The 14,192-nt window shown below is 71.5% G+C and carries 12 protein-coding genes and 1 pseudogene; 8 read left to right on the top strand and 5 right to left on the bottom strand.

Features of this window, described 5'->3' with window-relative positions:
* Nucleotides 1-332 precede the first annotated feature (332 nt).
* Together A3CQ_RS0113620 and A3CQ_RS0113615 are read left to right on the top strand one after the other, a co-directional pair.
* Complete coding sequence (locus A3CQ_RS0113620) at nucleotides 333-2,213, top strand: sialidase/neuraminidase family protein (protein ID WP_026205671.1); 1,881 nt, start codon at nucleotides 333-335, stop codon at nucleotides 2,211-2,213.
* 104 nt (nucleotides 2,214-2,317) lie between these two features.
* Nucleotides 2,318-3,787 (top strand): sialidase family protein, encoded by a 1,470-nt coding sequence (locus A3CQ_RS0113615; protein ID WP_051115238.1) that lies wholly within the window; start codon nucleotides 2,318-2,320, stop codon nucleotides 3,785-3,787.
* 122 nt (nucleotides 3,788-3,909) lie between these two features.
* On the opposite strand, the gene A3CQ_RS0113610 is transcribed toward A3CQ_RS0113615, so the two are convergent.
* Together A3CQ_RS0113610 and A3CQ_RS0113605 are read right to left on the bottom strand one after the other, a co-directional pair.
* Entirely contained in the window at nucleotides 3,910-5,298 is a 1,389-nt protein-coding gene (locus A3CQ_RS0113610; protein WP_157295817.1) for an outer membrane protein assembly factor BamB family protein, read from the bottom strand.
* A gap of 85 nt (nucleotides 5,299-5,383) precedes the next feature.
* On the bottom strand, nucleotides 5,384-6,028 hold the full coding sequence (locus A3CQ_RS0113605) for a PaaI family thioesterase (protein ID WP_020511491.1): 645 nt from the start codon (nucleotides 6,026-6,028) through the stop codon (nucleotides 5,384-5,386).
* Between the two features lie 95 nt (nucleotides 6,029-6,123).
* Between A3CQ_RS0113605 and A3CQ_RS0113600 the strand changes: the two genes are divergently transcribed.
* Complete coding sequence (locus A3CQ_RS0113600) at nucleotides 6,124-6,555, top strand: type II toxin-antitoxin system Rv0910 family toxin (RefSeq protein WP_020511490.1); 432 nt, start codon at nucleotides 6,124-6,126, stop codon at nucleotides 6,553-6,555.
* On the opposite strand, the gene kstR is transcribed toward A3CQ_RS0113600, so the two are convergent.
* Complete coding sequence (gene kstR, locus A3CQ_RS0113595) at nucleotides 6,552-7,172, bottom strand: cholesterol catabolism transcriptional regulator KstR (protein WP_020511489.1); 621 nt, start codon at nucleotides 7,170-7,172, stop codon at nucleotides 6,552-6,554. The genes A3CQ_RS0113600 and kstR overlap by 4 nt on opposite strands.
* An 88-nt stretch (nucleotides 7,173-7,260) precedes the next feature.
* Here kstR and A3CQ_RS0113590 point away from each other — a divergent pair, with 88 nt between their 5' ends.
* The 5 genes and pseudogenes from A3CQ_RS0113590 (at nucleotide 7,261) to A3CQ_RS0113575 (ending at nucleotide 11,699) form a co-directional block, all read left to right on the top strand.
* Nucleotides 7,261-8,229, top strand: coding sequence for an acyl-CoA dehydrogenase family protein (locus A3CQ_RS0113590; RefSeq protein WP_020511488.1), 969 nt, complete (start codon nucleotides 7,261-7,263; stop codon nucleotides 8,227-8,229).
* Nucleotides 8,210-9,337 carry an acyl-CoA dehydrogenase family protein gene (locus A3CQ_RS0113585; protein WP_026205670.1) on the top strand — a complete coding sequence of 376 codons (1,128 nt, stop codon included), beginning with the start codon at nucleotides 8,210-8,212 and terminating at the stop codon, nucleotides 9,335-9,337. The genes A3CQ_RS0113590 and A3CQ_RS0113585 overlap by 20 nt, the downstream gene beginning before the upstream one ends.
* A gap of 8 nt (nucleotides 9,338-9,345) precedes the next feature.
* Nucleotides 9,346-10,176, top strand: a pseudogene (locus tag A3CQ_RS0113580) (bifunctional MaoC family dehydratase N-terminal/OB-fold nucleic acid binding domain-containing protein); the annotation flags it as partial.
* Nucleotides 10,177-10,203: 27 nt separating this feature from the next.
* A complete protein-coding gene (locus A3CQ_RS62730) occupies nucleotides 10,204-10,575 on the top strand; it encodes a hotdog family protein (RefSeq protein WP_281171475.1) in 372 nt (123 codons plus the stop codon).
* Nucleotides 10,572-11,699, top strand: a complete 1,128-nt coding sequence (locus tag A3CQ_RS0113575) for a lipid-transfer protein (RefSeq protein ID WP_020511485.1) — start codon at nucleotides 10,572-10,574, stop codon at nucleotides 11,697-11,699. Before A3CQ_RS62730 ends, A3CQ_RS0113575 begins: the two co-directional genes overlap by 4 nt.
* Here A3CQ_RS0113575 and chsH3 read toward each other — a convergent pair.
* Together chsH3 and kstD are read right to left on the bottom strand one after the other, a co-directional pair.
* The gene (chsH3, locus tag A3CQ_RS0113570; RefSeq protein ID WP_020511484.1) at nucleotides 11,686-12,516 is read right to left on the bottom strand and encodes an enoyl-CoA hydratase ChsH3; all 831 of its coding nucleotides are present in this window, start codon (nucleotides 12,514-12,516) and stop codon (nucleotides 11,686-11,688) included. The two genes, A3CQ_RS0113575 and chsH3, sit on opposite strands and share 14 nt — an antisense overlap.
* Nucleotides 12,516-14,147 carry a 3-oxosteroid 1-dehydrogenase gene (gene kstD, locus A3CQ_RS0113565; RefSeq protein ID WP_020511483.1) on the bottom strand — a complete coding sequence of 544 codons (1,632 nt, stop codon included), beginning with the start codon at nucleotides 14,145-14,147 and terminating at the stop codon, nucleotides 12,516-12,518. The genes chsH3 and kstD overlap by 1 nt, the downstream gene beginning before the upstream one ends.
* Between the last annotated feature and the right edge of the window lie 45 nt (nucleotides 14,148-14,192).

The following is a 14,192-nucleotide window of genomic DNA, read 5'->3' as shown; positions in this document are numbered from 1 at the left end:
CCTGCTGGAGACGGTCCGGGGCGGCTCGGTCGTCCGCGCGGCACTGGCGCACGCCTGAAGTCCCACAAGAAAAACGATCATAAAGTACGTCGCATACCGGCCCCGTGATCGTGAATGCCGCCGTTCGATCATATCCATTTGACGCAGCGGGGGCGTACAAGTTCCGCCCGGCTTCCGATCCGACTTAGAAACTTGTCGAAATAAGGGGCAGATTGACGAACGATTCTGTCCGCCCTTGACCAAAAGGTCGATTTTGATCAATGTCCAATGAGGCCTAGCGTTCGCTTGATGTCGACGGAAAATCGCGATCTTCGAGCAAGGGGGCTCATTTCATGACGCGATTGCGACGTACCATCATTTTCCTGGCGGCCGGTTCTCTGGTCGCGATCTCGCTGAATGTGGTGACCGGCTCCACCGCGGCCGCGGCGCCATTCGGCTACGCGCAGCTCAACAGCATCCAGAAGCGGCTCGCCTCCGGACTCCTGACCTCCGAGCTGGGCGGCGTCCAGGCGGCCGCGCGTCAGGCGGCGCCGGGCGGCCAGTTCAAGTCCACCACCGCGACCTGCACCGACCGCTTCGGCAACAACGTCAAGGTCAACCAGAACTGCCTGAACATCGTCGATCCCGACCTGCAGGGCCGGGCGCAGGCGCAGAACGAGACCTGGGTGGCCGTCGACCCGAACAACTCGAACAACGTGATCTCCAGCTACAACGACTACCGGCGTGGCGACGGCACCTGCGGCGTGTCGTACTCGCAGGACGCCGGCCGGACGTGGGCCGATTCCACCACGCCGAACGGCTTCACCCGGGGCACCGCGTTCGGCGGCGCCCGGCAGTACTGGCAGGCCGGTGGCGACACCTCGGTCGCCTGGGACAGCCGTGGCAACGCGTACCTGTCCTGCCAGGTGTTCATGCGTGGGCTCGTCGCCTCGGCCAACCCCGACCAGTCCAGCGCGTTCTACGTGTTCCGGTCCACCGGCACCAATGGCGCGTCGTTCAATTTCCCGGGCCGCCCGGTGGTCGAGCACAACGATGTGGCCGGGGCCGGCGACTTCCTGCTGGACAAGCAGCTGCTGACCGTCGACAACAGCCGGACCAGCCAATTCCGTGATCGGGTCTACGTGACCTGGACGACGTTCGCCGCCGACGGCACCGGCTACATCTACGAGGCCTACTCCGCCGACTACGGCGAGAGCTTCAGCGCCCCGGTCCTGGTCAGCTCGAACAGCGCGCTGTGCGACAACACGTTCGGGTTGCCGACGCCGCAGGGCACCTGCAACGAGAACCAGTTCTCCCAGCCGTTCACCGCGCCCGACGGCACCCTCTACGTGACGTACGCCAACTTCAACAACGCGGTGGTCGCGCCGGAGAACCGCAACCAGATGCTGCTCTCCAAGTCCACCGACGGCGGCGCCACCTTCGCACCGCCGGTCCGGGTCGGCTACTACAACGACCTGCCCGACTGCGCGACCTACCAGAACGGCGCCGACCCCGGTCGCGCGTGCATCCCGGAGAAGGGCCCGTCGGCCAACTCGATCTTCCGGGCGACCAACTACCCGGTCGGCGCGGTCGATCCCACCCATCCGAACCGGATCGCGGTGACCTACGGCTCGTACATCAACCGCAACTCCAACGAGACGACCGGGTGCACGCCGGCCGGCTTCGCGGCGGCCGGGACCAACCTGTTCACCGGCGTCAAGACCACCTGCAACAACGACATCCTGCTGTCCGTGTCGACCAACGGCGGGGGCAGCTTCGCGAACACCGAGCCCCGCTCCGCGCCGGTGGTCACCACAGCCAACGGCCAGACACGCAGCGACCAGTACTTCCAAGGCGCCGCCTACACGCCCAACGGCGCTCTGGCGGTCAGCTACTACGACCGCCAGTACGGCTCGGACAACAACACGGGGTTCTCGGACATCACCGTGTCGCAGTCCCGGAACGCGTCCACGTTCCGGCACGACCGCGCCACGTCGTCCAGCATGCCGCCGCCGACGCAGTTCAACGGCACGTTCTACGGCGACTACGCGGCCGTCGCGGTCACCAACCGCACCGCATACCCCGTCTGGTCGGACACCCGGCCGGTCGACCTGTTCCTGTGCCCGGGTACCGGAACCACCAGCACGCCACCGGCCGTGTGCCAGGGCGGCGCGGCCAACGCCTCGGTCGCCAACGACCAGGACATCTACGCCGTCGGCGTACCGATCAGATAGCACCATTTTTGCCGGCGCGGTTCTCCTTCGAGGGCCGCGCCGCGCCCAGCACAGGCGGCAACACCCCTTGTCGCCGGCGCGAATCCGAAGAGGCGGTGTCACCCATGCATCCACGACCCTCTTTCCCGCGTACGTACGCCGTGTCGCACACCCGCATCGCCCGGTTGACGGCCGTGGCCGTTCCGGCCGTCGCGGCGGTCCTGCTGATGACCGCCGCACCCGCCACGGCCAACGTCGCCCTCACCCAGGTCAGCACCGACCCGTACACCGACGCGCAGGCGCAGCACCAGAGCGAGGTGGAACCGGACACGTACGCGTTCGGCAGCACCATCGTCTCGGCCTTCCAGGTTGGCCGAGTCTCCGGCGGCGGCGCCTCGAACATCGGCTGGGCCCGATCCGGCGACGGCGGCTCGACCTGGACCCGCGGCTACCTGCCGGGCATCACTACCAATGGCGGCGGCACGTTCGGGCAGGCCAGCGACGCCGCGGTCGCCTTCGACGCCCGCCACAACGTCTGGCTGATCTCCAGCCTCGGCATCAGCGGCTCCACCGTGAACGTGCTCACCAGCCGGTCCACCAATGGCGGCCTGACCTGGACCAACCCGGTGACCACGGCCACCGGCGCGAACGACAAGAACTGGATCGTCTGCGACAACACGGCGACCAGCGCGTTCTTCGGCAACTGCTACACGGAGTACGACATCACCAGCTCCGGCGACTCGATCCGGATGAAGACCTCCACCAATGGCGGCGCCACCTGGGGTGCGGCACTCGCACCGGGCGGCAGCCACACCGGCCTCGGCGGGCAGCCGGTCGTCCTGCCCAACGGCCACGTCCTCGTGCCGTACCTGTCGCTGTCCGACACGATCCGCTCGTTCCGCAGCACCAACGGCGGCACGTCCTGGAACTCCACCGTCCAGGTCAGCACCATCAGTCATCACGATCCGGCCGGCAACCTGCGCGAGGAAACGCTGCCCAGCGCGGAGGCCGACGCCGCCGGGACCGTCTACGTCAGCTGGTCGGACTGCCGATTCCGCAGTGGCTGCCCGAGCAACGACATCGTGGTCGCCAAGTCGACCAGCGAGACGACCTGGGCCGCGCCGACCCGGGTGCCGATCGACGCCACCAGCAGCACCGTCGACCACTTCGTGCCCGGCATCGGCGTCGACCGGTCCACGTCCGGCACCTCCGCGCGCATCGGGCTGACCTATTACTACTACCCGGCCGCGTCCTGCACCGCGGCGACCTGCGTGCTCGATGTCGGCTTCATCTCCTCCACCAACGGCGGCAGCTCATGGAGCAGCGCCACCGCCCTGGCCGGACCGATGAACCTCTCCTGGATACCGAACACATCGCAGGGCCGCATGTTCGGCGACTACATCTCCACCTCGGTGCTCAACGGCGGCAACGCCTACCCGGTCCTCGCGGTCGCCACCGCGCCGACCGGAAGCACGCTGCACCTCGGCATGTCGGTGCCGGCCGGCGGCATGGCCATCACCGGCGGGACGAACACCGCCGCGGTGCCCGCGGCACCCACCACTCAGCACCGAACAGTTCAGATCACCGCACGGTAAGCCCGCTTGACTCGCGCCGGTGGGAGCTTCATTGCCCGAGCGGCGGCCCAGCGCTGTCACCAGCACAGCGCTGGGCCGTCGCTCGGGCCTGCTTTCGAGATGCTGAGCAGCGGTGGGGCGGCTCAGGTCAGGGCGGCCGTGTAGACGTAGCTGTGGCCGTCGGAGTTGTCGTTGGACTCCATGAAGATCTTGTGATCGGCCACCGCGAGCGGACTGCCGAGGTAACCCTCCTGCTCGCCCAGCTGCACCAGCGAGATCGGCTCGCAGACGGTGGCGCCGCAGCCGCGCAGGTTGTAGGTGAAGAAGCCTGAGTCGACCGGGAAGCCGGAGGCCGGGCCCTTGCCCAGGAGCACCACGTCGTCGACCACGACCGGCGGCGAGGCCGGCGCGGTGGCGAAGCTGAGCCCCATCCAGTTCGGCCGGCACTGCGCCTTGCCGCAGCCGTTCACCGAGTACGCGAAGACGCCGCCGATGAACCGCGGGTCGATCGTGTCGTTGTCGCTGGCCAGCAGCACGTTGCCGGCGATCGCGAGACCGCCCTCGACGCCGAAGCCGCCGGTGAAGTACGTCCGGATCGGCTTGCAGACCGCGTGACCGCATCCGCCGCCGGCGAACGCCATCAGGTGGAACTCGGTGTTCACGCCGTCGCCGAACAGCGTCGACGAGCCGGTGAAGACGGTGTTCCCGGCGACCGCGACCGCCTGACCCGGTCCGCCGATGTCGGCGGTCCACGACGGCTTGCAGGTCGCCGTCGACGCGCCGCACCCGGCGATCGAGAAGGCGAGCACCCGCCCGGTGAACAGGTCGGGCGTCGACTGGAACGAGGTCACGTACACGAAGCCGTTGCCGACCGCGGGCGTGCCCAGGCTCTCGTTGGTCAACCCGGCGCCGATCCACAGCGGCGAGCAGGTCGCCTTGCCGCACCCGGCGGCGCGGAAGGCGTACAGGTGGCCGGTGAAGTCGCCGACGTAGGCGATCCCACCCGCGATGGTGACCGAGCCGGTGGCGCCGTCGAGCATCCGGCCGGTCCAGACCGGCTTGCAGAGCGCCGCGCCGCAGCCGCCGGCCGGGAACGCGAACAGCTGGTGGATGTTGGTGGACGCCACGAACACCAGGCCGCCGGCGACCGCCGGGGTGGAGTCGATGGTGCCGTCGTCGATGTGCGCCCGCCAGAGCGGCTCGCACGGGTCGGCGCCGCACCCGGCGGTGGCGAAGACGGACAGGTCGCCGTCGAAGTTGGTGACGTACATCTTGCCGTCGGAGATGACCGGCCCGCCGTGGTTGGTGGTGTTGTCCCCGAAGTGCGCTCGGGACACCACCTTCACGTTCGCGATGTTGCCCGTGTTGAAGGCGTGTTCGCCCGGGTTCGTGCCGGTGTGCAGGGCGTTCTGGCCGTACTGCGGCCAGGAGTTGACCGGGTCCGCCGCGGCGGCCGGCGCGCTCACGCCGGCCAGCACCAGGGCGAATCCGGCCAGGACAGATCCGACTGTCCGCAGGCTGTGTGTTCGCAAAGCTCCCCCCGAAACTTCGTCCGTCTTTGACGTGCGTCAGTGTCCGGCCCGCACTGAAATCCGCCTGGAACGAAGCTGAAAGGGGTCAGCCGACGACGTGCCCGAACAGGCGCCGGGACTGCTCGGCGCGCAGGCCGACGAAGGTGCCGACCGCCGTGACGAGGACCGTGCCCGGCTCGGCCTCGGTCGCGATCGACCCGGTCGCGGTGACCCGCCGGCCGTCGACCTCCCGCACCTCGGCGGTGAGCCGCAGCGGGGTCAGCAGCGGAACCGGCGCCCGGTAGCTGGTGTCGAGCCGGACGGTCATTCCCGGGTTCCCGGAGGCGACGACGGCGTGGCCGAGGATCTGGTCGAGCAGCATCGCGCTGACGCCGCCGTGCGCGAACGTCGGCGGCCCCTCGAAGGCGAGCCCGAGCGTGCAGCGGCCGATCGCCGTTCCGGCCACCACCTCGATGCGCAGCGGCGGGGCGAGCGCGCTGCCGCCGCCGGTGACCGGGTTGTACATGCGGACGCCGCCGAGCAGGTCGTCGGCGCTGGGCAGGGTGGAGCGGCCGCGGACCCGCTCGCCGAGCAGGGCGGTCACCTCGCGGATCTCGGCGGCCGCGCGCAGCAGGTCGTCGGTGGACGCCTCGGTGGTGGTGGCGTGCTCGACCAGCACCCGCAACGCGTCGCCCAGCTCGGTGATGGCCGCCCGCCGCGGGGCCTTGGTGTCTTCCACAAGCACCAGCATCGCTGGTCCGGAGCCGGTCCGGAGCTGGGCAGAGCTAGTGAATCAAGTCACACTGCTATAACCTGTTCTAGTTGCTCTAACGGAGGAGGGACGCGATGACCAAGGTGACCGTCGAGGCCGATGCCAAGGCAGATCCGCAGCGGGTGTGGGACGTCGTGGCGACCCCGTCGCGGGTCCAGGAATGGAACACGATGCACGAGGGATTCACCGGCGACGTCCCCGAGACGCTCGGCGAGGGCGACACCTACAAGCAGCGGGTGAAGCTGATGGGCATGCCGGCCGAGATGGCCTGGCGGGTCACGGCGGCGACGGCGCCGGGCCGGCTCGAGCAGTCCGGCGACGGCCCGATGGGCGTCAAGTCGAAGAACGTCTTCCTGATCGAGCCGAGCGGCGAAGGCTCGCACATCACCTACGAAATGGAGTTCGTCGGCCCGGCGCTCAAGGGCCCGATGGCCGGCATGCTGGAGAAGCAGGCCGGCGCCGCGGGCAAGCAGTCCCTCGAGAAGCTGGTCGCCCTGGTCGACTAACGCAACAGGAGCCGGCTGGCCAGCTCGAGGTGGTTGGCGACGTCGTTCGCCGAGGCGCGGCGGGTCACCCAGGCCACCAGGTTGGACAGCCACACGTCGCCGATGACCCGGGCGATGGCCCGGTCGTCGGCGGTCGGCTCGCCGTCGTGCATGGCTCTCGTGAACATGTCTTCCATGAGGCGGGCGACCGCGTTCACCTCGGCGCTCGCGGACGGGTCGGCGAACATGAAGGCCCGGGTCATGGCCTCGGCCAGCAGCGGCTCGCGCTGCATCGCGCGGGTCACCCGGGCCAGCACGAACTGCATGCGCTCGTGCGGGGTGTCGCCGGGGATCGGCTTGCGCTCCAGCTTCTCCTGGATGTTCTCCAGCTCCAGCGCCAGCGCCGACACCAGCAGGTGGATCTTCGACGGGAAATAGCGGTACAGCGTGCCGAGGGCGACCTCGGCGCGTTCCGCGACGGTGCGCATCTGCACCGCCTCGTAGCCGCCCTTGGACGCCAGCTGCAGTGTCGCCTCGAGGATGCGGCGGCGCCGGTCGCGCTGGGCGGCGGAGCCCTGATCGCCGTCGAGGGTGCTGCGCGCGGCGCCAGTACTGGTATTCGTTCTCGGTGCTGCCATCGTTACCTCTCGCGGCGGCCTGGGTCCTCTCATCAGCCTAGCAACGCGATGTTGCGTCGGCTTTACTGGAACGTGTTCTAATAGCGGAATGGGTCCGGACTTCGCACTCGACGACGCCCAGGAGGCGATCGTCCGTCTCGCGGCCGAGGTGCTGAGCGACAACGCCGACACGCCGGAACGTCAGTGGAAGTCCCTCGGTCAGGCGGGGCTGCTCGGCCTCGCGGTGCCCGAGGAACTGGGCGGCGCCGGGCTCGGCGCGACCGAGACCGGCCTGCTGCTCACCGAGATCGGCCGGCGCGCCGCCCACGTCCCCGCGTGGTCCACGCTGTCGCTCGGCGTGCTGCCGGTGGCTCGGTGGGGCACCCCCGGGCAGCAGCGCGACCTGCTGCCGGCGGTGCTGGAGGGCCGGGTCCTGACCGCTGCCCTGGGCACGCTGACCGCTACCGGCGACTGGCGGGTCACCGGCGTGGCTGCCGGGGTGCCCGACGCCGACCGGGCCTACCGCGTCCTTGTCCCGACGACAAGAGGCGTCGCGCTCGTCGACCCCTCGGCGCCGGGCGTGACGTTGACGAGAACCCCGACGTCGGCCGGGACGGACGAGTTCACGGTGCGTCTCGAGGATGTCGCCGCCGATCCCCTCCACCACAACGCCGACCTTCGCCCGTACGCCGTCGCCGGGGCCTGTGCGCTCGGCGACGGCGCCCTGGCCGGGGCTCTCCGGATGACCGCCGACCACGTGCGCGACCGGCATCAGTTCGGCCGGCCGCTGGCCACCTTCCAGGCCGTCGCCCAGCAGATCGCCGACGTCTACGTGGCCTCCCGCACGATGCACCTGGTGTCCCTGGCCGCGAGCTGGGGCCTCGACCCGGAGGACCTGCGGATCGCCGCGTACTGGCTGGGGAGCGAGGCGCTGCCCGCCCTGCGCACCTGCCACCACCTGCACGGCGGGCTCGGCCTGGACGCCGCCTACCCGCTGCACCGGCACACCGAACTCGTCCGCGATCTGGTCCGCCACCTGGACCGGCTGGGAGCCAGCGGTGTTCATCGACCTGACTGAGGAGCAACATTCCTTGCGCGTACGCCTCCAGGCGTACCTCCGGAACGTCTTGTCGCCGGAAGAGCGAGCGACGCTCCTGCGCGAGCGGCACGGTGAGGTCTACCGAGATCTGGTCCGGCGGCTCGGCCGCGACGGATGGCTGGGCCTCGCCTTCCCGGAGCGGTTCGGTGGCGGCGGGCTCGGCCCGGTCGAGCAGCAGATCTTCGTGAACGAGGCGGCCCGCGCCGACGTCCCGCTGCCCGCGGTCACCCTGCAGACCGTGGCGCCGACCCTGCTCGCGCACGGCTCGCCCGAGCAGCAGGAGTTCTTCCTGCCGCCGATCCTGGCCGGGGAACTGCATTTCGCGATCGGCTACACCGAGCCGGAGGCGGGCACCGACCTCGCCGCGCTGCGCACCCGGGCGGTCCGCGAGGGCGACGAGTACGTGGTGAACGGCCAGAAGATGTTCACCACGGGCGCGCACGACGCCGACTACCTCTGGCTCGCCTGCCGCACCGACCCCGACGCGCCCCGGCACAAGGGTTTGTCCATTCTCATCGTGGATACGTCAGACCCCGGCTACTCGTGGACGCCGATCATCACGTGCGACGGCGCGCACCACGTCAACTCGGTCTACCTCAGCGACGTGCGGGTGCCGGTCACCCGCCGGGTGGGCGCCGAGAACGGGGGCTGGCGGCTGCTGACCACCCAGCTCAACCACGAGCGGGTCATGCTCGGTCCGGCCGGCCGGCTGGGCGCCCTCATCGATCGCGTACGCGACTGGGCCCCCGACACGCCCGACGTCCGGCGCGTCCTCGACCGGGCCACCGCCTGCCTGCGGGTCAACGAGCTGCTCAACTGGCAGGTGGCCGGGGCCGAGCCGAACGCGGCCGACGCGAGCGCCACCAAGGTCTTCTCCTCGGAGCGGCTGCTGCGGCACGCCCAGGAGCTCGAGGAGGTCGTCTGGCGGCACGGCGACCCCGGCGAACCGGCGACGGCCGAGCTGCTGACCTGGCTGGACGTGCAGGCCAAGCGCAATCTCGTGCTGACCTTCGGCGGCGGGGTCAACGAGATCCAGCGGGAGATCATCGCGTCGGCGGGCCTCGGCCTGCCCCGGGTGCCGAGGTAGGGGCGGGAATGAGCGAGACGATCGAGGAGGCCGCCGAGCGGATCGCCGCGGCCGGCGCCTCCCCGGCCCGGCCGGCCCGGGACCCGGTGAACCGCCCGGCGATCCGCGACTGGCTGGCGGCGATCGGCGACCGCAACCCGGTCTACGAGCGGGACGGCGTGGCCCCGCCCGCGATGGTGCAGGTGTGGACGATGCGCGGCCTGCGCCCCGACCAGGAGGACGAGCTCGACCCGCTGCGGGCCATGTCGGCCGTGCTCGACGACGCCGGCTACGGCTCGGTGGTGGCGACCGACTGCGGGCAGACGTACCACCGCTACCTGCGCGAGGGCGAGACGGTCGCGGTCAGCAGCCGGCTCACCGCCGTCGCCGGGCCGAAGCGGACCGCGCTCGGCGAGGGCTGGTTCGTCACCACCGAGAGCACCTGGTCGGTCGACGGTGAGCCGGTGGCCGAGATGCGGTTCCGGGTGCTCAAGTACCGGCCGTCGGCCACTCCGGCGACGCCCAAGAGCGAGCCGATCCGGCCGGTGATCGGCCCGGACACGGCGTTCTTCTGGGCCGGCGTCGAGGCCGGCGAGCTGCGCATCCAGCGCTGCGGGGAGTGCGGCAACCTGCGCCACCCGCCGGGACCGGCCTGTCCGCGCTGCGGTGCGCTCAAGCCCGAGTACGCGGTCGCGTCCGGCGCCGGGCGTATCCACAGTTTCGTCGTGCACCACCATCCGCCGCTGCCCGGCCGCCGGTCGCCGGTGGTGGTCGCGCTGGTCGACCTGGACGAGGGGGTACGGATGGTGGGGGAGCTGCGCGGCGTACGTCCCGGCGAGGTGCGCATCGGCGCCGAGGTGCGGGCCGATTTTGCCGACGGCCTGCCGGTGTGGCGCCCGGCCGAGCTCGTCGTGCTCCCGCCGTGGGAGCTCGCCGTGACCCCGACCGTGGTGATCAGCACGGCGCTCGCCACCCGGGACTTCCAGGACGTGCACCACGACCGGGACGCGGCCGTGCGCCGCGGCGGCAAGGACATCTTCCTCAACATCCTCACCACGACCGGCCTGGTCCAGCGGTACGTCACCGACTGGGCCGGCCCGGAGGCGACCGTGCGTGGCGTCGAGATCCGGCTCGGCGCGCCCTGCCATCCGTATGACACGCTGACCTTCAGCGGGTCAGCCCGCGGCGGCGAGGTGGCGGTGACCGGACGGACCCGGACCGCCGAGCACGTCTCCGGCACGGTAAGGCTGGCGCCGTGATCGCCCGGGCCGCGGCGATCGCGGGCATCGGCGCCACCGAGTTCTCCAAGGACTCCGGGCGCAGCGAGCTGCGGCTCGCGGTCGAGGCGGTGCGCGCCGCGCTCGACGACGCCGGCCTGCAGCCACGGGACGTCGACGGCCTGGTCACGTTCACGATGGACGACAACGCGGAGATCGCCGTGGCCCGCGAGATCGGCGCCGGCGAGCTGACCTTCCTCAGCCGGATCGGGTACGGCGGGGGCGCCGCGTGCGCGGTCGTGCAGCAGGCGGTGCTCGCCGTGGCGGGCGGGATCGCCGAGACCGTGGTCTGCTACCGCGCGCTCAACGAGCGATCGGGCCGCCGGTTCGGGCAGGCGACCATGGCGCCCGGGATCGACGCGAGCTGGCACTACCCGATGGGCCTGGCGACGCCGGCCGCGATGGTGGCGATGGTGGCCCAGCGGTACCTGCACGACTTCGGCGCCACCACCGACGACTTCGGCCGGGTGACGGTGGCGGCCCGGCGGTACGCGGCGACCAACCCGGCCGCCTGGTTCCACGGCCGCCCGATCACCCTCGACGACCACCGGGCGTCGCGCTGGATCGCCGAGCCGCTGCGGTTGCTCGACTGCTGTCAGGAGAGCGACGGCGCGGTGGCCCTGGTGGTGACCTCCGCGGAGCGGGCGCGCGACCTGCGCCGGCCGCCGGCCGTGGTGTGTGCGGCCGCGCAGGGCAGCGGTTCCGACCAGTTCGTGATGACCAGCTACTACCGCGACGAGGTGGCCGCACTGCCGGAGATGGGCGCCGTGGCGCGCCAGCTGTGGCGGCAGTCCGGGTTCGGCCCGGCCGACGTGCGCACCGCCGTCCTCTACGACCACTTCACGCCGTACGTGCTGATGCAGTTGGAGGAATTGGGTTTTTGCGGGCGGGGCGAGGCGCGGCATCTGATCGCCGAGGAGAGGTTGCCGATCAACCCGAACGGCGGGCAGCTCGGCGAGGCCTACATCCACGGCATGAACGGCATCGCCGAGGCGGTGCGGCAGGTGCGGGGCACGGCGGCGAACCAGGTGCCGGGCGACGGGCCGGTGCTGGTCACGGCGGGCACGGGCGTGCCGACGAGCGGCCTGATCCTCAGCGCAGCGTGATCACCGCGTCGGAGAGCGCCGGGGCGTCGTCGCGGTCGGCGACCGTGGCGAGCAGCACGAGCCGGTCGTCCTCCCGCCAGATCCGGGTGCGCAGCGTCTCGCCCGGGAAGACCACACCGGCGAACCGGGCCCGATAACCGGCGACCCGGTCGAGGTCCCCGTCGAGTCCGGCGTCGATCGCCGCCTTCGCCACCATGCCGTACGTGCAGAGCCCGTGCAGGATCGGGCGGGGAAAGCCGGCCCGGGCCGCGAACGCCGGGTCGACGTGCAGCGGGTTGCGATCGCCGCACAGCCGGTACCAGAGCGCCTGCCGCGGATCGACCGGGGAGAGCACCTCGGCGTCCGGCTCGCGCTCGGGCACCGGCACCCGGGTGGACGGCCCGCGATCGCCGCCGAAGCCGCCCTCGCCCTTCACGAAGATGCTGATCCGGCTGGTGAACAGCTCGGTCGTGGTCTCGGTGACGACGACCGCGGCGCTGCCCTTGTCGTGGACGGCGGCGATCCGCGAGCGCGCCACGCATCGGCCCTTCACCGGGATCGGCCGGTGCAGCTCGATCTCCTGGCGGCCGTGCACGACGCGGGCCAGGTCGACGTCGATGCCCGGCATGCTCACCGACGGCATCCCGGTGTCCCGCAGGGTGGTGGCGACCGTGGCGAAAGTGGGCAGCACGCCGCGCAGCTCGCCCTCGTACACATAGGACAACTCGTCCGCCCCGGCGCCGACGGCCAGGTGGTACAGCAATACGTCGGTGCTGTCCCAGCTGAGGTCACGGCCGGGCAGTTCGGCGCCGACGGCGACGTCGGGGTCGATGGGCATCAGTCCTCCTTTCCGGCGAGGTCGAGCGCCGCCAGGTAGGCGAAGGCCAGGGCCGGGCCGAGGGTCGCGCCCGCGCCGGCGTAGCTGCGGCCCATCACCGCGGCGCTGACGTTGCCGGCCGCGTACAGCCCGGGGATCGCCGTGCCGTCGGGGCGCAGCACCCGGGCCCGCTCGTCGGTGCGCAGGCCGCCCTTGGTGCCCAGGTCGCCGGGGACCATCCGGAACGCGTAGAACGGCGGCCGGGCGACCGGGCCGAGGCATGGATTGGGCCGCTGCCGCGGATCGCCGTAGTAGCGGTCGTAGGCCGAGTCGCCGCGGTGGAAGTCGTCGTCCCGGCCGCTCGCCGCGAACTCGTTGAACCGCCGCACGGTCTCGCCCAGCGCGCCGGCCGGCACGTCGATCCCGGCGGCCAACTCATCCAGCGTGGCGGCCTTGTGCGCGACCCCGGCCGCGAGCCAGCGGCGGGGAAGGGGCGCGCGCGGGCCGCGCCCGGCGAACAGATAGCGGTCGCGGTAGGTCTGGTCGGCCACCAGCCAGGCCGGGAGGGACACGGCCGGGTCGAGCATGGCGTGCACGGCGTCCACGTAGGGTGCGGCCTCGTTGACGAATCGCCGGCCGGAGCTGTCGACCATCAGGCAGCCGGGCTGGTTGCGCTCGGCGAGGCAGAAGTACGGCCCGCCGGTGAGCGGGATCGACGGCCCCCACCACGCCTCGTCCATGAGGTCGAGCGCCGCCCCGAGCGCCGCGCCCGCCTCGATGCCGTCGCCGGTGTTGCCGGACGCGCCGACCGTCCACTCCGTGCCGATGTCCTGGTATTTCCGGCGCATCGCCTCGTTGTGCTCGAAGCCGCCGCTGGCCAGCAGCACACCGCGCCGGGCCCGGAACAACTGATCGCCCGCCCGCACCCCGGTGACCCGGCCGTCCTCGACCGTCAGCTCCTTCATCGGCCGCCCGAGCAGCACCGGCACGCCCGCGGCGCGCAGGCCGGCCCGCAACCCGCCGGCGAGCGCCTGGCCCATGGTGAGCATCCGCCGGTGGAGGAGCCGAGCGGTCAGCCCCCGGCCCGCGAGCCGCGCGGCGGTGAGCACCGCCCGGGGGTGCCGCGTGCCGAGCGAGAGCCACCGGTAGTCGACCTGGGTGACCGCGACGCCGTCGGGCGCCGCCTTGTACGGCGGGGCCAGCGTGGCCAGGTCGGGGCCGAGCCGCCGCGCGTCCAGCGGTCGCGGCTCGATGCTGCGCCCGCCCGGACGGCCGCCGGGCGCCTCGGGGTAGTAGTCGGGATAGCCGGGCACCCAGGCGAACTCGAGCGGGGTGTGCGCCCGGATGAACTCCAGCACGGCCGGCCCGGCATCGAGGAACGCCCGCTGCCGGTCGGCGCCCTCCACTCCGGCAACGTGTTGCAGATATGTCCGCGCGTCGGCGGGGCGGTCGGCGACGCCGTCCCGGCGCAGCACCTCGTTGCCGGGCAGCCACAGCCCACCGCCGGAGCGGGCGGTCGACCCGCCGTACACATCGGCCTTTTCCAGCACGATCGCGCTCAGCCCGTGGTGCGCGGCGGCGAGGGCGGCGACCATGCCCGCCCCGCCGCTGCCGGCCACGACAACGTCGAACTCGTCCTCGGTCATCGACACTAGAACAGGTTATAATTTTCGCCGTCGCGCCGCACCCCTACGGAG

Source organism: Paractinoplanes globisporus DSM 43857, assembly GCF_000379645.1.
GTDB classification, from domain to species: domain Bacteria; phylum Actinomycetota; class Actinomycetes; order Mycobacteriales; family Micromonosporaceae; genus Actinoplanes; species Actinoplanes globisporus.
Note: the sequence above shows the minus strand (reverse complement) of the source record. Positions and strands in the feature narration are given on the sequence as shown.